The following is a 24,356-nucleotide window of genomic DNA, read 5'->3' on the forward strand; positions in this document are numbered from 1 at the left end:
TAGTTTGTCACGCCAATTATAAAAAATATAGTAGGTATAGCATAACCAGATGTATGACCTCGAAGATACTCAATAATCTCAATACCTTTACTGACAGGAGCTCGGAAGTGTCCAATCCCTTCCGATAAATCACATTGATAAATATAATAAGGACGAACCCTTGTCTTTACTAACTCTTGAACGAGCGACTTCATAATATGCGGGCAATCATTCACACCTGCGAGGATGACAGATTGATTCCCGAGTGGCACTCCTGCATCAGCCAACATTTCACAAGCACGCTTGGCTTCATCCGTTAACTCTTTGGGATGGTTGAAGTGGGTATTGAGCCATACTGGATGATATTTTTTTAAGATAGCGCAAAGATTGTCTGTGATGCGCTGTGGAAATACAACAGGAGCACGTGTACCAATTCGAATAATCTCTACATGTGGGATAGCCCTTAACTCACTAAGCAAATACTCCAAGATACGATCATTGATCAACAATCCATCCCCGCCAGAAAGGAGTACATCTCGTACTTCTGGTGTGTTGCGAATATAATCAATACAAGCATCCATTTGTTTTTTGGGCACTCCTTGACCAACTTGCCCTGAAAATCTCCGACGAGTACAGTACCGACAGTACATCGAACATTGATTGGTCACGAGAAAGAGTACACGATCTGGATAACGATGAGTCAATCCTTTAACTGGGGAATCTGTATCTTCTAGTAATGGATCAGCTAGATCATAAGGGGTACGGTTTAGTTCTGAGGATATTGGTACAGATTGCATGCGGATAGGGTCTTTTGCATCATTTTGGTCCATCAGTAATGCATAGTAAGGGGTAATATTGAGTGGAATGGTTTGCTTGGAAATACCTACTCCTGTCATTTCCGTTTCTTCTAGGTTAATAACCTCCTTTAATTCATCCACTGTTCGAATTGTGTGAGTCAACTGCCATAACCAATCATTCCATTGTTCTTCTGTCACATCTTTCCATAGAGAAACTTGACGCCAATCCCGCATAACGCCCACTCCTCTTCTATTACCAGATGGTTAAGAAGCATTTTGCATACCAAACATGATCTCTAAAAATCAGGAACCATATTTTTTAGTGAAAAACTCCAACAGTTGTGGTGTGTTTCTTAATAGTTCTATTGTATGATTCGCATGACCTGGCGCATAACCATTTCCGATCATTAATTGCACATCTTTTCCGATACCCTCTGCACCAAGGGCAGCAGCAGTGAACTGGACAGCCATACTAAAAAGATAAACAATCCCTTCTTCTTTTGTCGCTACAATGGAAGAAAGCTCTGTTCCAGGTACATTGACACAATTAAAAGTGATATCCGCTAATTTTCCATCTGTAAGTGAGGAAACCTTCTCTAGTACCGCTACTGGATCAGTTGCATCCGCACAACAGACATGATGCGCCAAACCCAAATTTTCGATCTGATCACACAAATCCATGTTTTGTTCGACTGCGATGACCAATCCATTGTCACCCACTTTGCGGGACACTTCTGCGAGTGTCAATAAGCCAGACTTCCCACCAGCACCAAGTACTACTACCACTTGATTTGCTTCTACTAATCGAGCAGCTTGTGCAGGAGCACCACATACATCAAGCACAGCTAAAGCAACATGTTGATCCATATCATCCGGCAACACGGCAAAAGGGCTGCTGGAAAACAAAATCGCATAACCATCCACATTGATCTGTCCTGTTGTTAGATCTATATGGTGGATGTTGGAAAGGGACAGGGGGGTGAGTGTTAAGGATACTAAGGAAGCAATCTTCTGGCCTGCTCGGATGGATTGGTCAATAAACTGATCTCCTACTTGTTTTATCATTCCAATCAACATCCCACCAGAACCAGTAATCGGATTATGCATTTTTCCTCTTTCTTGCACAATCTGTCCAATCTTCTCTGTTAATAAATCGAGCGAGTTATTGGTTTCTTGTTTTAACTGAGCAAACGATGCGGAATCAATATGAAGTGCTTCTACATCTATTAAAAGCTCGGAAGGATGTATGGGCAGGCTAGGGTTCAAGGTCCATGCTGGTTGGGGGAAAACATGAGTGGGTTTAAGGGAACGATGCAACCCATAGTAGTAGTGGGGTACCAAAATCACTTCACCTCCAAATATATGAGACAAAAGGGAATAGACGAGATGTATTTTAAACATTCAAAAAATATATTCTAAGTATATTCTACCGGATATTCATCCAATCCAAAATAATTTATTTTGTTGTATGATCATCTTAAGATGAAAAAACAATTTGCAAACCAACACCGTACATTGGAGAGCTTTGGGTATGAGTTTCTCGTCATTTGTCCTAACTGCCAAAAACAAGCCACAGTCCTATCCAAGGAAGCCTTTCCTTTTATTCAAAATAGCAACAAACGATTTGTTTGTACACATTGCGGGCTGACTCGCGACCTCATCCCTAAGAAAAACCAAGCCAAGCAAAACATTATCGTCTATCAACGTACTTTTCGGGAAGGTATGATCTGTATTGGAGGTCCGTTTGATTGGTACTATGGCTACCCGCTCGCCTTACAAAACCCTTGTTGTGGAAAAACACTGTGGGCTTATAACAAAGAACATCTTCTTTATGTGAAAAGTTATGTAGAGGCAGAGATCAGGGACAACTACTCTTATTACTTAAGTGTGGAAAGCATGTTGCCAAACTGGATCAAATCAGCCAAAAATCGGAAAACCATTGTAAAAGCGATAACGAAGTTAGAACGAAAGCTATCCATATGATAATAAAAAAGAGAACCCCTCCATATGGAGGGGCTCCTTTTACTGACCAGCTATAAAAGTTTCTAGTTTTTATAAACAGCAACATCTTTGATCGTATCTGCTTTTGTACCTGTTTTATCATAATAGAAAGCAAAGGTAACGGTGTTTTTTCCAGCCTTATAACTAGCATAAACACCATCTTCTCCTTCTGCTGTTTTCGCAGGTTTCCCTAGGGTTTTTGTTACTTCAGCATAGGTAATACCATCATATCTTTTATCTTGGGTAAAGACGTTATTTACTTTTCCCTTTTCTAGTATGAACAAGATTCTTTTATTTGTATATTCTAAGTATGATTCATCTTCACTTGTTGGTTTTCCCCATTTCTTTTTAATATCTTTGCCTCTAGAACCAAGTCCAAAGTTTTCGCTGTTAATGGCCTTTCCTTGTTTTCCTTTTACCATTGTCTGCTCAAGCGTTAGTTTGTGGTTTTTCTGAATTTGCACAACCTCGGTTTTTGGTGCAGCATGGGTCACAGCTGCGAATCCGGTAAAAGCAGCACTAACTACAAGTGTGGTAGCCAAAATGGTTTTTGTCATGGTTTTCATCTATAAATATCCCCTATCTAACTTTTCTATTTTCCCTTTTGAATGAACATTGATTCTTTAGTGTCAGAGCAAAAGCTTGCAACTGCACAATGGAGAGAAACTTAGTTGGTACTGCATCCTTTCACTAACTGGATAAACGCATCCCACCCATTTTCTCGCATATGAGAAGGACAGTTTTTTCCACTCCATTTGTTATGTTGAACTACGTTTTCGATCGGAATCTGGTGTTTGAATAGAAGGTACGTGACCAGCCAAGCAGCGTTTGCTTTTGCCTTCTCAAAATCACCATCCTCATTCACACAGATCTCAATAGCGATACTCTGCATGTTTCCCGGACCACGATCATCACCCGCATGCCAAGCAACTTCATTATCCGGAAGACTCTGATATATATCTTCCTGATCGACGGTATAATGCCAACTCGCTTGTCGGTCGTTACCCTTGTACTGAAAATTAGCATGTGCTTTGGCAGTTGCTCCCTTTTCTGTATTGTCGGTTTCATGAATCGTGATGTATGCAGGTTTCATTTCTATCCTTGGTCGAGTTTTTGTGTTGCTCTCTGGGATATACAACTCTTTAATCTCCATGCTTATCTCTCCAAATCCCATACATCACTAAGAGTTTTTTATCTGTCGGATTCATTGCCATAAACAACCAGAAATAGTTGTTTATGAAAAACTCTTATATTCATATTAAAGGATAAGCAATGAATAAATAGTTTCAAAATGGTTAAAATTAAGTCTTTTGTGTTACGTTGTATAACTTGCAAAATGGAAAGTCTCCTCTCATCGATTCGCGAATCCGTTGCTAATGGCATTTACACCTTCTATAATTAAGATATCAATGTACAACAACAGAGAACTCCATGTTGTTTGACATCGAAAGATCAAGCGAATTGACCTTTCAGATGATGCGACACTTCTCGTGCTGCTCCTGAAAGACATTCCTGTGCCTGTCTACTATCGATTGGATGAAATCGGCAGCGGACATCATGAAGACAAACGTAACAACAAAATATAAGGGTGGTATATCAATGAGTAGTCTCCTATTAAACGTCATATCAACAGAATTGCTTCTCATTGTCTCTATTTATCTTTTATATTTATCTAGTTCCAAAACGATAATATCGAATATCATTCATGTAGTACTTTTATTACTGGGGGGGATTCCTCTCTTATATGCTACGATCGATCAAATAACAAATAACTATCCCGATGCAAATATTGGACTTGGTTTTGCTTTTATGAATACATGGATTTTTAATGGAATCGCGTTAGTGGTTTGGATCATTAAGCTAATAGTGATAAAGAACAAATCATAATAGATTATCAATAGGCCAAAATAAGGATACTTAAGTAGAGCAGTCTCATGATGCATAGAAAATGATCGTCTTTCAGTATACAAAAATTAAAAATAATATTACAAAGATTTGAAAACAGGTAAATTTATAAAGTTAATAGGGTAGAGAATGACTTGGACTTCTATATGGAGTTCAAGTCATTTTTTCAAAAGTAAACTGCGTTTTGATCCCCAAAAAAATACTATATATAACACTTATACTTCAGTATTATCGGCGTTTGTATTTATTATTTCGGGTGTTTCCCTTTAAGCGATAATTTTATTATCAGTTATTCTCCATTAGTTATTAATATTGGAGCACCACTTTCAACAAACTTATCCGTCACTAGAAAAAATCAGAGCAAGTAGAGAATCGGTTTCATTAAAAATAGCTAAATTACAAGATATGATTCTACTCAATGAAGAAGTGATCCGATATAGGTAATAGGAACACATAGGTACATGAAAAAAAATGTTTTTCCTATTTGCTAACCATATAATAGAGGCAAGGTTATAAGCAGGAGTAACTACTTATCCAACGGGAGTACACATGTCTTATGAGTTTGCACCCTACAGCCATGAGTCACAGAAAACGCAGGAATCCCTGATTCGGAACTTCATTTCCCATGTCGGAGCTGATGTTCCCACTATTAATCTCTATACGGAGCAGATCTTCCATTCTCTCTTGCGAGAAATCTGGTGTGAGGTCGCTGATGAGTATGGAGGTTGTAGCAGGCACCTCAATTTCTGGGATACAGATTCATGGTCTGGGGTGAACGATGAAATTCGTGCAAAACTCTGTCTTCTGTGTCTGAGTATTCTCCGCTGTCTCATTCAGGATGCTCTTGGAAAAATCAAATTTCCAAAGGAAGGTGCACTGGATAAGCTGAAGGAGAGGATTCCGATCCTCTTTGCTGACTGGGATCAGTCTATGACTTCAACTGAGGTGATCTCCTGACGAGTACCTTGGTTCGCTTCTAGCGGACAATGATCGACTGGAGCTATCCTTGGATAGTCCAGTCGATCGGTCATTCTTCCTATCTTTGTTAATGTAATAAACAAAGATCTCCTAAAAACAAAACGAAACGCCGTAATCAACGGATCGGCGTTTCGTTTTTATCTAATTCATATGGTGTTTGTTGATATACATAGTAGTTCAACCAATTGGAAAACAGGAGATTGGCATGTGCTTTCCATGTATGAAATGGTTGACGATCAGGATTATTTTCTGGGAAATAATTTTTTGGCAACGCAATCGAAATACCTTTTTTGGTATCGCGAATATATTCGTCTTTTAAGGTGAGTAAATCATACTCCAAATGCCCTGTAATAAACACTTGCTTGCTATCTGGGTTTGCGATAATTGCCACACCCGCTTCATCGGACTCAGACAGGATTTCTAAATCGGTAATCTTTTCGATATCTTCCCGACGGATATCGGTGTAGCGAGAATGTGGGATAGCAAACAGATCATCAAATCCACGCAATAACTCTGTATTATGTTTGGTGACTTGATGATCATAAATACCCGATATCTTTTCTGGTAAAGGATATTTTTGTATACCATAATGAAAATACAATCCAGCTTGCGCCCCCCAACAAATGTGCATCGTAGAAGTTACATGGGTAGTTTTCCACTGCATGATCTGTGTGAGCTCTTCCCAATAATCCACCTGCTCATACTCCAAATGCTCGATCGGAGCTCCAGTTATGATTAACCCATCAAAGCGTTGATGTTTTATCTCATCAAATGTTTGGTAAAACATCTCCAAATGGCTCGAAGGCGTATTTTTGGGTGTATGGCTTTGCAAATGCAGCAAACTTACTTCCAATTGCAAAGGAGAATTTCCAAGTAACCGAAGCAACTGCGTTTCTGTCGTAATTTTTGTTGGCATTAAGTTGAGGATTACGATTCGCAAAGGACGTATATCCTGATGAAAAGCCTGATTTTCCGGCATGACAAAAATATTTTCATGCTGAAGGATTCCAGTAGCTGGAAGGTTATCTGGAATCTTGATTGGCACTTTTGTTCCCTCCTAATACTGAATTTACTGGCTCTTAGCTAGTGATTGTTCCAAATCTTCCAAAATATCGTGAATCGACTCAATACCGACAGATAAACGAATCAACTCAGGGGATACACCAGCGGCTTTTTGTTCATCTTCTGTTAGCTGTTGATGAGTGGTGCTAGCCGGGTGAATCACGAGCGACTTGGCATCTCCTACATTTGCTAAGTGAGAAAACAAAGTTACATTTTCGATGAATTTCTTCCCTGCCTCTATCCCACCTTCAATACCAAATGTAAAGATAGCACCTTGACCTTTTGTTAAATATTTTTGCGCTTTTTCATATGAGGGATGGTTTTCAAGACCAGGGTGATTCACCCATGCCACACGTTCATGTTCTTGTAAAAACTTAGCCACACGCAGAGCATTCTCGCTATGTCGTTCCATGCGAAGATGCAGAGTTTCCAAACCTTGTAATAACAAAAACGCATTAAATGGAGAAATAGCAGCACCTGTATCACGAAGTAACTGAACGCGAGCTTTGATGATATAAGCAAGTGATCCAAGTGCTTGAGTATACGAAACACCATGATAACTTGGGTCTGGATCTGTCAAATCGGGGAACTTGCCATTTGTCCAGTCAAACTTGCCAGAATCAACAATAATTCCTCCGATACTTGTTCCATGCCCACCAATAAACTTGGTAGCAGAATGTACGATGATATCTGCACCAAACTCAAATGGTCTACTTAAGTAAGGAGTAGCAAAAGTATTATCGATAATGAGCGGGACACCGGCTTCATGAGCGATGTTAGCAACTTCCTCCACGTCTAACACATCCAATTGCGGATTGCCAATGATCTCCGCAAAGACGGCCTTTGTTTTATCCGTAATCGCACTGCGGAAATTTTCAGGATTAGTCTGATCTACAAAATGCACGTGAATCCCAAGTTTGGGAAGTGTATGCCGAAATAAGTTATAGGTTCCGCCATATAGACTGCTAGATGCAACGATCTCATCTCCAGCTCTAGCAATATTCAAGATGGAATAAGTAATCGCTGCTTGACCAGAACTGGTCGCTAAAGCCCCTACGCCGCCTTCCAACTCTGCAACCCTTTTCTCCAAAATATCTGTTGTAGGGTTCATAATACGCGTATAAATATTGCCAAATTCTTTTAACGCAAACAAATCTGCCGCATGTTGAGTATCATCAAAAACATATGAAGTCGTCTGATAAATAGGTACAGCTCTCGCATTCGTAGTTGGATCAGCAACTTGCCCTCCATGCACGGAAATCGTCTCGGCTCGAAATGTACTCATCTTATCTCCTCCTTTTTTAGCAAACAAAAAAACCTCTTCCTTATCCAGAAGAGGTTTGGGTTTACTTGTCCTCGTCTTATCTGTTAGAAACAAAAAGTCTCTACAGGAATTGGCACCTTCTAGTGTGCAATACACTAGGGTTGCCGGGCATCATCGGGCCAGTCCCTCCGCCTCTCTGGATAAGAGATGTAAAAAATATACAGTTATACAATCGAATTACTTTGATTATATGGAATTTTAATGGAAATGTCAAGACTCAACAGAAGAACACCGGGTTGACACTCCACACGGCTAAAGCCGTGGGATTCTTGGGTAATCCTTAGTACCCCAAGGAAGTTTACCAAGCTTAGACCGCAAGCCCTGCGGCAATTAATCGTAAACCTTCTTGCACTATATTTTTAGCTGCGTTGATGTCTCGATCATGATGTTCGTGACACGAAGGACATGTCCATTCGCGCAAGTTTAGATCTTTTACTTCTTTGTTTTTGTATCGACAGTCTGGGCTGGAACAACGTTGGCTAGAGGGAAATGTTTTCCCTACCTTTACGATTGTTCTTCCATACCATGCAGCTTTGTATGTTAACATCGTAACAAACTCCGACCACGAAGCATCCGTAATCGATTTGGCTAAGTTGCGATTTTTTATCATGTTTCCGGTTTGCAGACTCTCGGTACTGATCACTTGGTTTTCGTGTACCAGTTGGGTAGAGAGTTTATGGAGGAAATCATGACGTTTATTCCCAATCTTTTCGTGAATCCGAGCTACTTTTATCCGAGCTTTATGCCAATTGGAACCGCCTTTCATGCGTTGGGATAGGATTCGTTGTGCTTTCGCCAATTTTTCTTCATAGCGACGAAAGAAACGACTTGGATTGATTTTCGTTCCATCATCAAAAATCGCAAAATCCTTTAATCCCAGATCCATGCCAACAGCTTCCTTTTGTGCAGGAACAGATCGGAGATAGCTGCCTTCGCAGAGAACTGAAACTTGGTACTTTCCCGATGGGGTACGACGAATCGTAGCAGACAAGATGCGGCCACTGATTTCACGGGTTTTGACAAACTTTACCCAGCCTAATTTCGGCAGCTTGATTTTGTTTTTCACGATTTCGATCGTCGGTCTCCCTTGTTTGGGATAGTTACACTGACTCGTATAGGTTTGAACGCGATTTCGCCTGCTCTTCAAACGAGGGGCATCGTTTTGCTTTTGGAAAAAACGAGAAAACCCATCGGCTAGATGTTTTAAGGTATTTTGCAAAGAAGTGGAGTCGACTTCTTTTAACCAAGTGAGCTCGCGTTTTTTTGCGGTTAGTAGTTGTGAACATTTGGGATAGCTTAGTCCTTTGCCTGTTTCTTGATAGCTTTCGTTCCATTTTCTTAGGAAATGATTGAAAACAAAACGACTGCATCCGATCGATTTATGCATGAGAATACGTTGTTTTGTTGTGGGACGAAGCCGAAATTGGAAGGCTTTGTGCATCGATTTCACCTCCCTAAATGGGATTTTTCGGATATTATAGAACTTACGTTTGTTTATGTCAAGGATTTCAAAAAAATAGTCAGACGAGATGATCTCTGCCATTTCTCGTCTGACCCTCGCTTTCATCCCATGATTGAAACCGTGGGTTTTCTCGCTCACGAATCTATAAGAATGAGATTGAACGTTAAAACTTCTTTATTTTTAGCTAGAATACAGCATTGTCTGTCGTTATCCCCTACTCGAAGTGCATCGACCGTGGTATGATAGGATAGAAAAAAGAGATGTTTTTGGGAGGAAGAAACGTTGTTTGAAACCGTACTTGCATCCATGGGGATGGGAGCAGCAAAGATTGATTTACGTTTGGATAATGAATTAGTGAAAACTGGTGAATGTGTGACAGGACAGATCTTTGTCACAGGAGGAAGTGCAGAACAGAAGGTAGAAGGGCTCTCTGTTTATTTCATGCTCAAATCTGTTCATGCCAGAAGTGGCAGTGATCTGACAGAACGTGTTGCTGTTATTGATGTCACAAAAGATGAGTTTATGATTCAACCAAATGAAAAAATCACTTTTCCGTTTAGCTTTACTTGTCCTGCTAACATTCCATCTTCATCTATCAATACCAAATACTATTTTGTAACAAACTTAGAGATCAAAAATGCGATCGATTCTCATGACCGCGACTATATTCAAGTATTGCCAAATGAGCGTGTATCCCAATTTTTGAACGGTTTTAAACAACTTGGTTTCAAACAAGATTGGGAAGGTCTTGTGACTGATGAACAAGGTTGGTCTCAACTCATTCAATATCATCCTACGACCTATTTCTATGGTGTTACCAATCAAGTAGCCGTCTATTTTCACCAAAATTTAGAACAAGATACCATCGATGGTGTATTGGAAGTTGGAGAACATCGTACCAAAGACTACTCTGCACTCATTGATATGTTCCATATGGACGAGAAAATTCGTCGTTTTGAAATAACGGCTAATGATTTGAGTACAGAGGAAAAAGCCAAAATGCGATTGGAACTAATTATCAAACATATGTTGAAAAAATAATCACCTTGGCGATCTCTTCATGAGATTGCTTTTTTTATGATTACAATATGGATAAGGATAGAAAGGAGAATTTTTTTGACACACACGGAACCGATCATTGCTGTTGAGAATGTAAAGACCAGCCTGAAATGGTATACAACTTTATTGGATTGCAAACATACTCATACGCAAAATGATGTATTTGATCAACTGATGGACACAGATGGACGCATTCTACTCTGTCTTCATCGCTGGGGAGATCATGAACATCCTTCCCTTTTAAGTCCTTTAGAAGGACAAGTAGGAAATGGATTACTTTTATATTTTCGGATAGATCAATTTCAAAAAGCATGGGATCGAGCACAAACATTAGACTCTGTGATCGCGGCCCCTCCTCATTACAACCCCTATGCACAACATCACGAGTTTACTTTGCGAGATCCGGATGGATACTATATTACCGTATGCTCCCAACGCGATAAAAAAACGGACTAGTACAATAGGAGTCCGTTTTTTGAATGGAAATACATTTGGTAACTTAGGTATATAGGCAGTACATCCTTATAGTTATCGATACCTTTTCAAATGCATTATACTAAGAAGAAAGCAAGAAAATTATTCGGGAGAAACATATGAAAACCAAATTTCACACCTATTGGATTACAATCTCCATTGGAATCATGCTGTTCATCCTAACTCTCCCACCTATTTTCCAAATGACAACCGAATTCCTCTATTCTACTTATGTTCATCACCGATACGAAATCAAAAACAATTATGCTCAAATACTTGCTGATCAAGGGGCTGAGGACCCTTATCATCCTTATGAAACTACCCCATTTGTATATGGGGAAAATGAAATTGATATCATGATCGTCCCAAAGAAAAAGCTATCGCCTACTATTTTTGCTGGGGATGTAGATATTTATTTGAATGGGAAATTTTTAGGGATCATTTGGAATCGAGTATTGAAGAGTCAAAACGCAGAAACTTCTGAGGAACCTGCTACTTTTGATCCAACTTCAGCAGATGATGTGTTTGTCTATGTTTTAAGGGATCGATATACAAAAAAAGAAGATATCATTATTTTTGCAAATATAACGGGATATCAAATGAAAGCTGGAGAGGACTATTATCACAGATATTATCCCAAAGAGATAGAAGAAATGACTCGTTTTCAATATTGGACTATCCATAACGACGGCACCTATGAAAAAAACAGCTTTTCTTTAAAAGGAAGTCGAACCTATCTACAAACCTTTTTAGCTCAAAATGGTGGTATTCCAATCGGACAATACAGCTCCAAACTATATGCTTATCCTGTTTTTTTCTTCCCAATTACGTACCCGATCCTTCCAGCTATTATCGGGGTCATCTTTTTTATCATAGGTATCAAGAGTAGGAAAAAATACATGAACGTTACTAGTTCCGTTGATAGATTATGATATTCATTAACTATCAACAAATAATATAAAAAACATATCATTGTTACACCAAAAAAGACTCTGTTTTTAGCAGAGTCCCTTTTCATATACCATTGTTTTGGATACTGGCTGCGGGCTAGCCGCACTTGTATTTTTACTATTGCGATACCGCTCCTATCTTAAGTTGGGTGAAATCCATCACTTAAGTGATAGATTTCTTTTCATCCTGATGAATGGAATAATCGATACATTTGCTTATCATCATAAATCCTACACAAATACTTTATAAATTTTCCTAGGTCTTCCTCTTGTGTATGGCTTTTCTTCTGCAATGACTTCTGCAAAATTGTACTTCTCCAGTTCCATCAATATTCGCCTTGCACTTCTTTGTGTTATTTGCATATATTGCGCTAGCTCATGGGAAGTAATTTGATCGTTGGCTCGCTTACGTAAAATAGATTTGAGTTTTTGCAACGTCATCACACTTAATGAAGTAACATGACTCACTTCTTCTAATCGGTCCGATTGATACGAATAGTGGAGATGATACTCTGTATTGTCCAATGGGCCAGCGATTGTTTTATTGTCCAGACATACCATCCAAGTTCCTTCTCCATACTCTTTTGCATGCAGAAATGCTGTTCCTGCATGAATTTCTGCTTCATATACTGTTTTTCCAACTCCGATGCCACAAGTAATGGCGTTTTTCTCTAAAAAATCGATATCATCTAATTTGGGAATCGATCGGAAATCACTTGTTAACTCTTGAAGAGGTCCTCTTGTTGTAAAAATTGCATATCGTCCAAATCCGATATTTTGAAGAGAGCCATGTATCTTCTTCGAATAAGAAAGCAATCTGGCCGAATACATCATTTCTATTTTATGTAGTTCATTTGAGGAATACGTATTCTTGGTCATACTTGCAAATGAATGGATTTCTATCATTTGTACTGCAATTTGTGAACCTTTAAATACCATCAGCTCATGTGTTTGAAAAATGTGATGGACAATGGAATCCACAGCTCTAGTCGAAGGAAAAACTCGATAAGTAGGCAATCCATGTTTTTGCAGCTCATCTTGGATCGGGTGACCAGTGATCACTACTTTTATTTGACCCCTTTTCCAAAGATCAAGATGATATTGTATGAGTGAATCAATATCTACCATTTCACTTTCCACAAAACACACTTTATCCTTTATTTCAGCCTCTTCTAATGCTCTTGCATAATCGGAACGTGTACCAGCATCAAAGCTGATTTGTTCAATAGAAACCTTTTGCTCATAGACCGCTTTTAAGACCGTTTTGTATAAACAAGAACCATAATAAGGCACAAAAAAAGTAGGAGATGTAATTTCACCCCATTTTTGTACCATGTTATAGGTAATAGGACCGGTACAGAGCCACATATCTATATCTTCCTTGACTGGAAGTACTTTATCGATAAGGTCTTTTTCCGTCAAACACGAAAAAAAAACGGTATCCAACTCACTGCTATATTTCTTTAACATATCTTGAATAATTTCGATTGCATCCATTGCTCCTACTATTCCAAGTCGAATTTTCAACACAATTGATGACTCCTTTTCTTCAACTCTCCTTCTTTTATCATATCACTACTTCTCTTTCCATGAAAAAGGCGGCATTGGATCAGCCACCTCATTAGTTTCTTACAGACTTTTGCCGACTGAAAGCCCACGGTTTGAATCGTGGGATGAAAGACGGTGTTGCTCCAAACCCCAAAAAAAGGGGTTGCAAGAGCAACGAATATTTCGTAAAATAGAACACACGATCGGTGATCGTCCTACGGCTAGTAGGTTTGTTCTTTGAAAATGTAATGGTATAGGGTTTCGGTAGCAAATGGATCTGTCTCCTACCGAGTAAAACCATTAGAGGCAGGAAGAGGACTAGAACGCTGGTAACAGGCGTTTCCGCCCATGTGGGTACCCTTCTAACTGCATGGGACGGGCTGATGAGACAGCCCTGAACTTGGGAGTTGCACAAAGCAGAAATGAAGTGAGTGCGCTAACTACCTAAGAATCCCACGACTTTAGTCGTGTGGAGTCTCAATATATAGTGTGTTACTTCTTTTGGAATTGGCGACTGGTAGGTTTCTCCTCCTAATCTTTCGATCAATTCTAATCTTGCTTTCTCTATTATTTGTAAATCTTGCATGATATCTATTGCTGTGGATGCGATTACCTTACCTGCATGTAGCATCCCTTTATGTGCGATAGAAGTTTTTCCTTGGGCTACCATCTGCCAAGTATGAAACGGAGTACCCAATGCGTCACAAGCAATCCAACATTGGGCGGTTGGCACAACCCAACTGACATCTCCTACATCTGTGGAACCTGGCATAACGACTGAAGATTCCTTGTATGGTAGTAACATGTCTGAAATTTCTTTACCCTTTAATTCCGGAATATCACGAATATCTGCTTCTTTATCTTCTTCTGAAAGGGTATAGCGGATATCTCTAGCAAATACTATCTCTTCTTGATTATGAACAGGAACACCAAGCTCCGTCATATTATGGTGCATAATCGTTTCCAATGTTTTGTTTGGAATTAAATCGGACAGAGCAGATTGGAAGATAATTTCTACTTCTGTACCAGTCATTAACGCTGCTCCCCGTGCTATGTTACAAATTCGCTGATAAATCCCCTCTGTTTGAGCTACTTTAGGTGCTCGAATCAAGTAGAGTACTTCTGCTTCTGCTTGAACTACATTTGGGGAAATCCCTCCTGTATTTGTTGTAGCATAATGCACCCGTGCCTCTGGAATAATGTGTTCTCGTAAGTAATTGACTCCTACATTCATGAGTTCTACTGCATCTAAGGCACTACGGCCCAGATGCGGGGTTACACCAGCATGAGAGCTCTTTCCCATAAATCGATAGGAAACTTCATAGCAGGCTAATGATGACATCGACATGACACCATTTTGTGTACCTGGATGCCAGGTTAATGCAAAATCAACATCATCAAAAAGTCCTGCTCGAACCATAAATGTTTTTCCTGCACCAATTTCTTCTCCAGGACATCCGTAATAACGAATCGTTCCTGGAATGTGGTGTTCTTCCATGTAATATCGTAAAGCTATTGCCGCCGCTAGAGCTCCTGTACCAAGAAGGTTATGTCCACAGCCATGACCATTTCCGTCTAACTGGACAGGTTCCGCTTGTGCTAACCCGCCTTGTTGGCTTAAACCAGAAAGGGCATCAAACTCACCTAATATAGCAATGTTCGGTTTGCTCTCGCCAAACGTGCCAATGAAAGCAGTTTCTATCCCTCCTACACCTTTTTCTACAGTGAAACCCTCCTGTTGTAAAATGTTGCAGAGAAGTTCAACGGATTGGACTTCCTCAAATCCAGTTTCTGCATAATCCCATATTTGATCACTAACGTCGATCAACATCTCTCTCTTTTCATCTATTATTTGCGATAACTTTTCTCTAAAATCCATCCTTACCACTCCTATTCATGTTGGGCTATCGAATTTTGTTTAGGGGAATGAAACAAGATCGAAGTAAGAAAGCAAAGCAACAATGCTGCGATCAAAAACCAAAAAGCAGCGTCATACGAATTATGAAATGTTTTGATCAAATAACCCATCGTAGTAGGTGCGATTGCTCCAGCTAAACTTCCTCCAAAATACATAATCCCCATCAAAGAGCCCATTTGATTTTTGGAAGTATACTTGAGCGGAAGAGATAAAACAGTAATCGCAACAGCAGCGATCCCGATAGAGGTAAAACTTTGATACAAAATAACCATCAGTACCGTAGAGGCATGAAACATAAGGTATAACGATATGCCTCCAATGACGGAACCAATCATAATCAGTAATTTCTCACGGCCAACGATATATCTATCTAACAACCATCCACATCCTAGGGAAGCGAGCAATCCTAAAATAGCCGGAATCATCGACAATGATCCCAAAGAGAGTAAATCCAAATGCCTTACTTCTGCTAGATAAGTCGGCATCCATGCAGATATCCCCCAGTTGACTACACTAATTCCAAAGTACATGATGACAAGTTTCCAAAGATAAGCATTTCTTAAGATTTCGGACCAAGAACGCTTCTTTTCTTCCTCATTTTCTTCTGCACCATGATGAGAAAGTTTGAAAAACTTATAGATGGAAATCGCAATCATGAATCCGCTTACACCAAAAATCGCAAACATCCATCTCCAACCTATGACAGTCAACAACCATGCTGCGATAACAGATGCTAAAACTCCTCCAACTAATTGAGCAGCTAGCAAGATAGATTTTGCTCGTGCTCTTTCTTCCTTCTGAAATATATCAGCAAGTGCCACAGAGCTAGAGGTTGAAAATCCACCTTCTCCAATTCCTAATACCAAGCGAATCACAATCAAAGCAAGATAACTTCCAGCTAAACCAGTGAAAACCGTACAAAGCGAAATGATGGTAAATACGGTTACCAGTACTTTTTTGGACCCGAATTTATCAGATAGCCAGCCAGCAAGAAAGGTCATTAGCATTCCGCTGATAAACCAGCTACTGAGAACAAAACCTGTCTGCGACTTATCTAAGCCTAATTCTTTAGAGATGGGAATGATAGCCACATTCATTGCATTTAAGCTGATTGTATCCACAACCCATGCTAAAAAAAGCAAACTGAACAACATATACTTTTTACGATTGGTTCTACTGGCTTGTCTCAAATGAATTCCCCCATGTTCAGTGCGTCTTAAGTTGTAAAGTTTTTGTAACAGCCTACAGTTTTAACCTACCAATCTATTAAAGGACATATAAAGGTCTTTATCCGTAATTATACCTATTTCATTTATATAGTCAATAAAATAATTCATCAAAACAAGCGTCCCGTTACAGCACTCGTAACGGGACGCTTGTTATTCAAATCGAGATGGACTATAAGGAAACATCTGTACATGGAAGATCCTTCTTATGGAAAACGAACTTCTTACAAACCTACATCGCATTGCATCCTAATACAAATATTGGATATTCCACTAATGATCCTATGCTTGCCTGTTTTCTAGAATTTTTGGTTATAGCATTGCCCTTGATTAAAGAATAGTACAATAAATACTGCATCATTCATCTTGTTAATGAATCCACAGCACTTTTTATTTTTTGAAAGGTGTTGTTTTTCTTTCCTCTGAACCATAAGATTCTTAAAAAACTTCTGTATTTCATAAATAAATAAGAACCAAATCTATCACAAATAAGATCTAATAAATAGATGGAAATTCCCCTTCAAAAAAGACATAGAAAATGGAATGCAATTTTTTCTAGGAGGTTGACAAGTTGGATAGAGAATCAGCCATACAAAAGGCTAAAAAAGGGGATCATGAATCCTTTGTTGCTCTCATCACTTCTATGGAGCAAAGCTTATACCGAATTTCTTCTTCTATTTTACAAAATGATGCAGATTGTGCAGATGCGATCCAAGAGACGATTATCAAGGCTTATTCTTCTATTGATAAGTTAAGAGAGCCACAGTTTTTCCAGACTTGGCTCATACGAATTCTTATCAATCAATGCAATAAAATGATAAACCAACGTAAAAAAGTGATGCCACTTATCCAGGCTGAAAATCACTCCATATTAACTGACTTCACCCAAGTGGAAATCCAAGAAGCTATCCACCGACTTGAGGAGCCGCTTCGACTGGTAACAGTACTTTATTATATCGAAGATTTATCCGTTAAAAGCATAGCTGATCTGCTAGAATGCCCAGAGGGAACCGTCAAATCCCGTTTATCTCGTGCGCGTTCTATTTTAATGAAATGGTTTCAGATCGATACAAAGGAGAGTTCTAGATGAAAAACGTGGATGAAGATTTGAAGAAGGTCCTACAAAAAGAAATAGAAATACCAGAAGTCGTTCGTCAACGAATGAATAATACATTTCGTAATTTATCCACAAAAAAACGTTCTTCCAAACGACAACGGTTCTTTTATGCAACAGCGGCTGCTATCTTGTTTACATTGGTTACTATTAGTTCCGGATTTGTCTCGCAGACAATGGCAAAAACACTAAAGCAAGTACCCTTACTAAATCGTTTGTATGAATTTGTGGGAAACCTTGGTTTTCAAGCAGCAGACGAAAAAGGTCTTGTGTTTAATGTCAACCAAACTATAGAAAAAAACGGAACCAAGATAAGCATTTATAAGGTTTTATATGAAGCAGATAAAATCCATCTCACTTACGCAATAGAATCCAAGAAACCCCATCCATACGATTATAATTTCGCATTGTTTCATAAAGGGGAACTGATATCTTCTGAATCTGAAGGAAAATCTATCTCTTTCGACCAACAGAAAAAAATAGTACAGTTCTCTACTATATTTCAATTAAATAAACCATTACCTGATTCTTTCCCATTAGAAATCACTGTTTCTGATAGAACTACCTTCAAAAATAATCGCCTTTCGAAAATGCAGCAAAAAAATATACGAAAAGGTATTCTTGGAGATATCGTTGGTAGTTTCCGTATCACCATAAAAAAAGACCAAAAATACGATAAAACAGTAAAACAAGATATTCCTTTTACTGTAAATGGCAATCCATACCGTATCACAAAAGCTGTTGTAGGAGCTGCAACCATTCGCATTGACAGAGATACAGATAAACCTGTGAACGGTGCTATAACGGATCAATACAACTCCTATCTGTTATTTGATGATGAAGGAAATTTATTACGCTCTCTATACACAGATATAAAAGAAAAGTCGTATGAGGATCACTTTGATGCTCCTTACAAAGATAGTGACTATGTTACTGCAAAATTTTATCAAAAGATTGGACAAAGCAAATTAAAGAGAATATCTACCCGTATCAGCCCAACAAAACTAACTACGATCCAATATCAAAATGGAGCAAAGCTGATCATCCAAAAAGTGGAGCAAATTCACGGAGCGACACTGATACACTATCAATTACAGGCACTCATGCCAAACATAGGCGGAATTCATTCTGTTCGAGCAAATGGAAAATCGTATTATCAAGTTCAAACGCTCAACCAACCATCTAAAATGGGTCATTATAACCAAATCGCGTTGATACCTTCTCTTTCAACAAATCAACCATTTGTAATAGAAACTGTGGTGCCAGATACGATGAAGCAGATCAAAGAAGTGAAAATTCCTCTTACCAATAAATAAAAAGGAGACTCCTGCATTGGAGTCTCTTTTTTACACCACTTGTTGAGAAGGTGGCTGAGGAGCAGGCCGGACTTGTGTCTTTACCACAGTATTATCCGGGATCTTCTTAATGAGCATTGCTTCCCCTTGTCGAAGGTTTTTCAAGACGTTGGGGTGAATGACTAATTCTTCATCTTCCCGAACAGTACCCATTAATTTAGACATATTACCCATTAGTTTTTCTTCTGTCATCGTCGTTTTTACTAACACTTTATGTGTTCCAACTACATTGGATAAATACTCTGCCGAGTCTGGAACATCTTGTCGGTGAACAATCTTCACGTTGGTGTTACCAATAACCTGTCCAACCAACTCTTCTCCACCAGCAGCAGACAAGTCAGCTAATTCCTGTGTAGCGATAAAACAACAGAATCCAGCGGCACGACTTTTGTTGATCATGTTTACTACTTGCTCTCCAGCAAATAGGTTAAACTCATCGAGGATCACATAAATATAGTCTTCTCGGCCACTTTCTACAAGGGCTGAAGCCACACTTTTCAAATCCTCTACGATCATCGCACCAAGAGCCGGAGTAAAGGAGGAGTAACTAAGACCCGAGAGTGACAGCATCGCGACACGCTTTGCTTTTACAGCTTCAAGCAAGTCAATCGTTTTTGCTCCTTCTCTGTCTTTGAACAACTCTCCCACATCACTTTCTGTGAGCAAGGCCAACCGGTCTTTCAACCCGTCAATCGCGTCTTTGTGACCTTTATCTAGACCGTTGATATATTCTTTTATATTATCTGCTTCTTCTTTTTCCAGATTTTTCAGCTTCTTTACGGTATTCATCAAGTTTTTCTGTACGAGCATGCTTTGTACCACATGCAGATCAACCGGAACCTCAGCGAGCTGCAACACACGGAAAACCAACTGAAGATAACGCTCCGCAGCACGTTTGTAGTATGGCTCGGACCATTCTTCCATCGCCATCATTTTATCTTTGAGCTCCGTCGGTCTACCATGGCGGAATGGATTGTAATGTGTATCTCCACTATAGGAGAATCCTTGGAACTCTCTGCCGTACGCCTCTGACATCTCTTTCATTTCTTCTAAGAAACTGATATCTCCCTTACCATCTACAATAATTACTGGTTTTCCACGGCGGATCGCACTTTCCAGAATCACCGTCAAGGTATTGGTTTTACCAGCCCCGGTTGCCCCACTTACAAAAACGTGCATATTTACTTCTTTATCATATAAAGGTACCGGTTTCCCATTATCATCTAAGCCTAACACTACACCATCATCAATCGTAGGAAGACTGGTTAGTTTGCTCAACTTATGCACAACCGGTTTTTCCTCTTTTGGTGGTTTGACTGGGATGGGGAGTAATTCTGGACGATACTTGATAAACCACATAAAGAGACCAGAGAGTAGGATACATGCGGTAATCGAAGCAGGTGTCATCGTCCATAAACTATCTGGCAGGGCAGCCCAGAACTTCTCACCCGCTTTTCCTACTTGTACTCCTGCAAACCATGCTTTGAACAGAGCCATCAAACCTGCAAAATAAAGATTGAAAAAACCAAGGAGAGCCCCAACTGTATTAAGAACTAATCCACTCCAGATAAACCATGCCGGCTTCCATCCTTGTCGGTGTGCGATAATCGTCAGCACAATTGAGATAACAAGAGGTACAAAGAGAAATACAAGCAAGAACAGAGCACCTAACATCTCCATCGCAATGACTCCGCCCTGTTGTTTCTTTTGGTACTGTTGAAACTGCATAAAATCGTCGTCATTACCAAACATTTCTGATCACTCCTCTCTAGGAAGGGAAAGCCCCTGTCAAAGACAGAGGCTAATAAAATAGCATATTGATCAAACCACGGATAAAACCAAAGACCCCAATAATCGTTACGATCAAGATAGGGATGAGTTTTTTCTTATTGCCTGTAATATCTTCCACCCAAAGCGTGGCCTGATGCTTGAACTCTCCCCATCCTTCTACTAATTTTTCTTTTAAGGAGAGATTTTTTTTTGGTTCTTGAGAATCCGTCATTTAAAATCCTCCTTATGTCTCAGTAGAGCCTCCGCCACTAGGTGGGGTGGGTGGGGTTTTACGTGTTTTACTGGTATTACCAGATTTCTCTGCATTTGTTTTGATTTCATTGATTGCTCCCATAGCATCTGTCATATCTGCTAGGAAACTTTGAGTCGCGTTACCCAATGTATTTGCCTTTAATTTTAAATCTTTCTGCATATGCCTAATTTGTTCTTCAAGTGAATTTAATTCTATCCCCAGAAAATCGGTAAACACTTGAGAAGGTGCAAAGCCGTCTACAGAAGCATCTGGATTACTCTTTACAAAGTTATGATTCTTCTGTAATTCACTTACAATATTACCAGATAATTCCACAACATTTGTATTATCACCTATTCCAGCATACTTAATGATGAAATTACTCGCTAGTTCGATCTTTCCTGGTGGAGTAATATTTTGAGATGTAGAAGCAGATGACAAAATATGGCTAATTTGATCCCGAAGAACACTTGCGTCCAATTCCGCGTTGGAACCTCCTGATCCACCACCTGTATTCACTTTATCTACTACCACTTCAACTTTCTGTGTTCCAAAAGTCCCACCAGCGACAGGCATGTCGACATTTACTGTGACTGGTTTTTCAATCTTATCTGGATGGATACCTTCTGTACGTAACTGTTCATAAATTTGTTTTTGAACTGTATCAAACACTTTTTGAGCTTCCTCAGCATTGTTTGGTAGATGTTGTTTGAGGTTACCAGTAACTTTAACATTTAGGGATTTATCCCCAACAGAACCCATTGCGCCCATTGAAGGTATATTCATTTGGTTCAAATCCAACACAACCGTACCAGTATTCGCTACATGTTGTTTAAAACTTTCATAAACCTGCTGGCCTATTGCATTTTTATTTTGTATTTGTTCTCTGAAACTACTAAAGTTTGCTAATACATGATCACCTATTGCATTTTTGTTTTGTAACTGTTGTCTGAAATCGTTAAAGTCTGCTAATACTTGATTACCAACTGCATTTTTTTGAATTTGATAAACGTCATCATTGAGACGGTTGCCCAATTGTAGTTTCTCAAATTGCTTTTGGACACCAGCATTTGTCATTGTTGGTTTTGCAGTTGTCACTTTTTCTTTGGCACTTAGATTATTATAGGCTGATAATTTCGTCTCAACCGATTCCCACTCATTTGCATTTGCTTCTCGCCACATTTCTACGTTTTCCTCACCAAACTTACGAGCGAGCATTTCATGTTGCAAAGAGCCAGGAGGTGGCATATGCCTTGGCATTTCTTTTGCCATTCGCTGTGCCAAGTTGTGTTGACCAATACGATTAAGTGCTGCTGCATTGTTATCAGCAAATGTAGGTGCAGCTTTATTTAACAAAGCTCTGCCTTCATCAGTCGTAACATCAATACCAGACACATCGCGGATATGATTGGCCAAAGCCCTATCTTCTGGATTTAATCCACTTGTTCGTTCCTGATATTCTGCCTCTGCCGTGTTCCGCTCTTTTCGCTCTGCTCTGTTTTTTTGTACTTTCTGAGCTAGACTTCCGTCTCCCCCACCGAACTGTTTCGTTGCCTCTCCTTTGATTGCCCCGCCGATACCTTTGTTTGCTACGTTCATAGCCATTCTTGCCAAATGTGGTTGACCTGCTGCGGTAGCGGCTACTGCTGCACCAATTCCTGCTGCTGCGAGGCCAAGCTCTGCACCTTTTTTCAGTACATTTTCAGCTTCATTGGTAGCACCTTTACCAAATACACCATTTCCAAATGGGATGCTCTCCAATTTTTGGCGGAATTCTTTTAAGGCAATCATCAATCCAATAAACATACCGATCGCGAGCAACCATAGGAGTAAGAAGCCCATTTCCTCTACTTCTGCTGCTAAAGCTACTACCATTATGATATAAATCGCTAAGATAATACTGTAGAACACTTTCATAAAGAGCGCTTGGATCATCGACCATAGCCATAAGAAGGCTTCTTTCATTCCATATTCTGGCCATAAACTGATCAATAAATAAAGAGCGGCCAGCAATCCTCGACCTAATGCAATGAACTGCCAGATGATCGTGAGTGCAGCAATAATACAGAAACAAACACCAGTTGCAAAGGCAAATAACATGATAACGACTGTATTTGCAAGTCGTTGTGGTGCTTTCTCTGCCGTCATCCACTGCATTTGTTTCATGGCATCCTTATTGTTTTCTTTTTTAAATGCATCATATCTTTCCTTCAAATAATTAGATCGGTCAACTGATCCGAAATCATACCCTTTCTTCAAAAGGCCATCTATACCAATCTTATTGGCAATGTTCGGATTACCAAAATTGATCAGGATATACGGTAAATCTAATAAAATACCATTCATGCTGTCATTCATCTGTCTTAGAGCAACATCCCGGTGTGTCGATGGAGTTGCTTCATTCAACTCTTTGGAAGGATCTTGTCCTACCAATCCAGATAAAATAGTGATCGAAACATCTGTACTCGCGTTACTAACAGTCTGCAAAAAAGTAGGTAACTGGGTAAATACAGTAGCCGATAGTGCAATAATAATAAGGGAGTTGATAAAGGTAGACCATAGTTTGGTTTTCTTTCCACTGATCCAGTAGTATATCATCCATGCCACGGCAACGGCCCACATCATATACATCATGGGTTCCCACAATAACTTTTGCAAACTAAGCATTGCCTGTTTATATGCATTGAGCATGATGGTGATAATTTCTAACGTAAATGCCCAAGAGACAAATTTCACTAATGCAAAAGCAGCAGTGATATAGTTTTGCCACAGCATCGTGTTGTAAACATTGATATAAAAATTGACATCCAAATATTTCCCAACACTATCGTCAAACTTTTTATCGGCAACAGAAGCTGCACATTTCAGCCCCGAACCTGGAAGCAACATTTTCCAACTAAACCCACAATTTTCTTTGATAGCTTCTGCTGGTTCAAATGTGGTGAGATAGTCCAATTGAAAAGTAGCCAATCCATACCTCCCAAAAAGAGAGGTACTTTTAGGGTCTCTTTCATCTTTCGGTACAAGATCCCCAGTGACAGGTACGGTATACGTATTCGATTTTTTTAATGTAGGTTCATCTTTGATCTCTGCCGCATCAGTTGAAGAAGAAACAGCCAACATAAACACAAACACACTAAGCAATGCGAAGACTATTCGTTTCCATTGTCCCATAAACTCA

At 39.4% G+C, this 24,356-nt stretch carries 20 protein-coding genes, 1 pseudogene and 1 riboswitch; of the genes and pseudogenes, 8 read left to right on the top strand and 13 right to left on the bottom strand.

Going from position 1 to position 24,356, the window contains the following annotated elements; genetic code table 11:
• Window positions 1-29 precede the first annotated feature (29 nt).
• A pseudogene (gene kamA, locus A3GQ_RS24845) lies at window positions 30-1,010 on the bottom strand (lysine 2,3-aminomutase); the annotation flags it as partial.
• Window positions 1,011-1,079: 69 nt separating this feature from the next.
• The gene (gene kdd / locus A3GQ_RS0117740) at window positions 1,080-2,123 is read right to left on the bottom strand and encodes an L-erythro-3,5-diaminohexanoate dehydrogenase (RefSeq protein WP_028778200.1); all 1,044 of its coding nucleotides are present in this window, start codon (window positions 2,121-2,123) and stop codon (window positions 1,080-1,082) included.
• Between the two features lie 135 nt (window positions 2,124-2,258).
• On the opposite strand from kdd, the gene A3GQ_RS0117745 reads away from it, so the two are divergent.
• Window positions 2,259-2,759: a hypothetical protein gene (locus A3GQ_RS0117745; protein WP_028778201.1), complete on the top strand. Its 501-nt coding sequence runs from the start codon at window positions 2,259-2,261 to the stop codon at window positions 2,757-2,759.
• Window positions 2,760-2,821: 62 nt separating this feature from the next.
• Here the strand turns inward: A3GQ_RS0117745 and A3GQ_RS0117750 are convergent, their stop codons facing one another.
• Window positions 2,822-3,343: a DUF4309 domain-containing protein gene (locus A3GQ_RS0117750; RefSeq protein ID WP_028778202.1), complete on the bottom strand. Its 522-nt coding sequence runs from the start codon at window positions 3,341-3,343 to the stop codon at window positions 2,822-2,824.
• A gap of 101 nt (window positions 3,344-3,444) precedes the next feature.
• Complete coding sequence (locus tag A3GQ_RS24850; RefSeq protein WP_051272027.1) at window positions 3,445-3,930, bottom strand: peptidoglycan recognition protein family protein; 486 nt, start codon at window positions 3,928-3,930, stop codon at window positions 3,445-3,447.
• 446 nt (window positions 3,931-4,376) lie between these two features.
• Here A3GQ_RS24850 and A3GQ_RS24855 point away from each other — a divergent pair, with 446 nt between their 5' ends.
• Both A3GQ_RS24855 and A3GQ_RS0117765 read left to right on the top strand, forming a co-directional pair.
• Window positions 4,377-4,664, top strand: a complete 288-nt coding sequence (locus tag A3GQ_RS24855) for a hypothetical protein (RefSeq protein WP_037465444.1) — start codon at window positions 4,377-4,379, stop codon at window positions 4,662-4,664.
• A gap of 567 nt (window positions 4,665-5,231) precedes the next feature.
• Window positions 5,232-5,639 (top strand): hypothetical protein, encoded by a 408-nt coding sequence (locus A3GQ_RS0117765; protein ID WP_028778203.1) that lies wholly within the window; start codon window positions 5,232-5,234, stop codon window positions 5,637-5,639.
• 136 nt (window positions 5,640-5,775) lie between these two features.
• Here the strand turns inward: A3GQ_RS0117765 and metA are convergent, their stop codons facing one another.
• From metA to tnpB, 3 genes are all read right to left on the bottom strand, one after another.
• Window positions 5,776-6,705 carry a homoserine O-acetyltransferase MetA gene (gene metA, locus A3GQ_RS0117770; RefSeq protein ID WP_028778204.1) on the bottom strand — a complete coding sequence of 310 codons (930 nt, stop codon included), beginning with the start codon at window positions 6,703-6,705 and terminating at the stop codon, window positions 5,776-5,778.
• Window positions 6,706-6,729: 24 nt separating this feature from the next.
• Window positions 6,730-8,007, bottom strand: a complete 1,278-nt coding sequence (locus A3GQ_RS0117775) for a homocysteine synthase (protein WP_028778205.1) — start codon at window positions 8,005-8,007, stop codon at window positions 6,730-6,732.
• A gap of 73 nt (window positions 8,008-8,080) precedes the next feature.
• Window positions 8,081-8,193, bottom strand: a riboswitch (SAM riboswitch).
• 160 nt (window positions 8,194-8,353) lie between these two features.
• Window positions 8,354-9,487 carry an IS200/IS605 family element RNA-guided endonuclease TnpB gene (tnpB, locus tag A3GQ_RS0117785; RefSeq protein WP_028778207.1) on the bottom strand — a complete coding sequence of 378 codons (1,134 nt, stop codon included), beginning with the start codon at window positions 9,485-9,487 and terminating at the stop codon, window positions 8,354-8,356.
• 303 nt (window positions 9,488-9,790) lie between these two features.
• Between tnpB and A3GQ_RS0117790 the strand changes: the two genes are divergently transcribed.
• The 3 genes from A3GQ_RS0117790 to A3GQ_RS0117800 all read left to right on the top strand — a co-directional run bounded on the left by A3GQ_RS0117790 (window position 9,791) and on the right by A3GQ_RS0117800 (window position 11,973).
• On the top strand, window positions 9,791-10,549 hold the full coding sequence (locus A3GQ_RS0117790; RefSeq protein WP_028778208.1) for a sporulation protein: 759 nt from the start codon (window positions 9,791-9,793) through the stop codon (window positions 10,547-10,549).
• Window positions 10,550-10,624: 75 nt separating this feature from the next.
• Window positions 10,625-11,023 carry a VOC family protein gene (locus A3GQ_RS0117795; protein WP_028778209.1) on the top strand — a complete coding sequence of 133 codons (399 nt, stop codon included), beginning with the start codon at window positions 10,625-10,627 and terminating at the stop codon, window positions 11,021-11,023.
• 137 nt (window positions 11,024-11,160) lie between these two features.
• Entirely contained in the window at window positions 11,161-11,973 is an 813-nt protein-coding gene (locus A3GQ_RS0117800) for a hypothetical protein (RefSeq protein WP_028778210.1), read from the top strand.
• A gap of 249 nt (window positions 11,974-12,222) precedes the next feature.
• Here A3GQ_RS0117800 and A3GQ_RS0117805 read toward each other — a convergent pair whose 3' ends face one another.
• The 3 genes from A3GQ_RS0117805 to A3GQ_RS0117815 form a co-directional block, all read right to left on the bottom strand.
• Window positions 12,223-13,521, bottom strand: a complete 1,299-nt coding sequence (locus A3GQ_RS0117805) for a hypothetical protein (RefSeq protein ID WP_051272032.1) — start codon at window positions 13,519-13,521, stop codon at window positions 12,223-12,225.
• Between the two features lie 454 nt (window positions 13,522-13,975).
• Window positions 13,976-15,418, bottom strand: coding sequence for a M20 family metallopeptidase (locus A3GQ_RS24860; RefSeq protein ID WP_051272035.1), 1,443 nt, complete (start codon window positions 15,416-15,418; stop codon window positions 13,976-13,978).
• An 11-nt stretch (window positions 15,419-15,429) separates the two neighbouring features.
• On the bottom strand, window positions 15,430-16,647 hold the full coding sequence (locus A3GQ_RS0117815) for an MFS transporter (protein WP_028778212.1): 1,218 nt from the start codon (window positions 16,645-16,647) through the stop codon (window positions 15,430-15,432).
• Between the two features lie 607 nt (window positions 16,648-17,254).
• On the opposite strand from A3GQ_RS0117815, the gene A3GQ_RS0117820 reads away from it, so the two are divergent.
• Together A3GQ_RS0117820 and A3GQ_RS0117825 are read left to right on the top strand one after the other, a co-directional pair.
• On the top strand, window positions 17,255-17,773 hold the full coding sequence (locus A3GQ_RS0117820) for an RNA polymerase sigma factor (RefSeq protein WP_028778213.1): 519 nt from the start codon (window positions 17,255-17,257) through the stop codon (window positions 17,771-17,773).
• Complete coding sequence (locus tag A3GQ_RS0117825) at window positions 17,770-19,113, top strand: DUF4179 domain-containing protein (RefSeq protein ID WP_028778214.1); 1,344 nt, start codon at window positions 17,770-17,772, stop codon at window positions 19,111-19,113. The genes A3GQ_RS0117820 and A3GQ_RS0117825 overlap by 4 nt, the downstream gene beginning before the upstream one ends.
• 30 nt (window positions 19,114-19,143) lie before the next feature.
• On the opposite strand, the gene A3GQ_RS24865 is transcribed toward A3GQ_RS0117825, so the two are convergent.
• Genes A3GQ_RS24865 through A3GQ_RS0117840 form a run of 3 tightly spaced genes read right to left on the bottom strand, consistent with a single transcriptional unit; the run spans window position 19,144 to window position 24,349 of the window.
• Window positions 19,144-20,904, bottom strand: coding sequence for a helicase HerA-like domain-containing protein (locus A3GQ_RS24865; protein ID WP_028778215.1), 1,761 nt, complete (start codon window positions 20,902-20,904; stop codon window positions 19,144-19,146).
• A 49-nt stretch (window positions 20,905-20,953) separates the two neighbouring features.
• The gene (locus A3GQ_RS0117835) at window positions 20,954-21,154 is read right to left on the bottom strand and encodes a hypothetical protein (protein ID WP_028778216.1); all 201 of its coding nucleotides are present in this window, start codon (window positions 21,152-21,154) and stop codon (window positions 20,954-20,956) included.
• A 12-nt stretch (window positions 21,155-21,166) separates the two neighbouring features.
• Window positions 21,167-24,349, bottom strand: a complete 3,183-nt coding sequence (locus A3GQ_RS0117840) for a hypothetical protein (protein ID WP_028778217.1) — start codon at window positions 24,347-24,349, stop codon at window positions 21,167-21,169.
• Window positions 24,350-24,356: the final 7 nt, after the last annotated feature.

Source organism: Shimazuella kribbensis DSM 45090, assembly GCF_000428065.1.
Taxonomy (GTDB): Bacteria; Bacillota; Bacilli; order Thermoactinomycetales; family Thermoactinomycetaceae; genus Shimazuella; species Shimazuella kribbensis.

Coding starts and splice junctions, on each gene's coding strand:
- A3GQ_RS0117745 (WP_028778201.1), top strand. CDS start 2,259: ATGAAAAAACAATTTGCAAACCAACACCGTACATTGGAGAGCTTTGGG.
- A3GQ_RS0117750 (WP_028778202.1), bottom strand. CDS start 3,343: ATGAAAACCATGACAAAAACCATTTTGGCTACCACACTTGTAGTTAGT.
- A3GQ_RS24850 (WP_051272027.1), bottom strand. CDS start 3,930: ATGGAGATTAAAGAGTTGTATATCCCAGAGAGCAACACAAAAACTCGA.
- A3GQ_RS24855 (WP_037465444.1), top strand. CDS start 4,377: ATGAGTAGTCTCCTATTAAACGTCATATCAACAGAATTGCTTCTCATT.
- A3GQ_RS0117765 (WP_028778203.1), top strand. CDS start 5,232: ATGTCTTATGAGTTTGCACCCTACAGCCATGAGTCACAGAAAACGCAG.
- A3GQ_RS0117775 (WP_028778205.1), bottom strand. CDS start 8,007: ATGAGTACATTTCGAGCCGAGACGATTTCCGTGCATGGAGGGCAAGTT.
- tnpB (WP_028778207.1), bottom strand. CDS start 9,487: ATGCACAAAGCCTTCCAATTTCGGCTTCGTCCCACAACAAAACAACGT.
- A3GQ_RS0117800 (WP_028778210.1), top strand. CDS start 11,161: ATGAAAACCAAATTTCACACCTATTGGATTACAATCTCCATTGGAATC.
- A3GQ_RS24860 (WP_051272035.1), bottom strand. CDS start 15,418: ATGGATTTTAGAGAAAAGTTATCGCAAATAATAGATGAAAAGAGAGAG.
- A3GQ_RS0117825 (WP_028778214.1), top strand. CDS start 17,770: ATGAAAAACGTGGATGAAGATTTGAAGAAGGTCCTACAAAAAGAAATA.
- A3GQ_RS24865 (WP_028778215.1), bottom strand. CDS start 20,904: ATGTTTGGTAATGACGACGATTTTATGCAGTTTCAACAGTACCAAAAG.
- A3GQ_RS0117835 (WP_028778216.1), bottom strand. CDS start 21,154: ATGACGGATTCTCAAGAACCAAAAAAAAATCTCTCCTTAAAAGAAAAA.
- A3GQ_RS0117840 (WP_028778217.1), bottom strand. CDS start 24,349: ATGGGACAATGGAAACGAATAGTCTTCGCATTGCTTAGTGTGTTTGTG.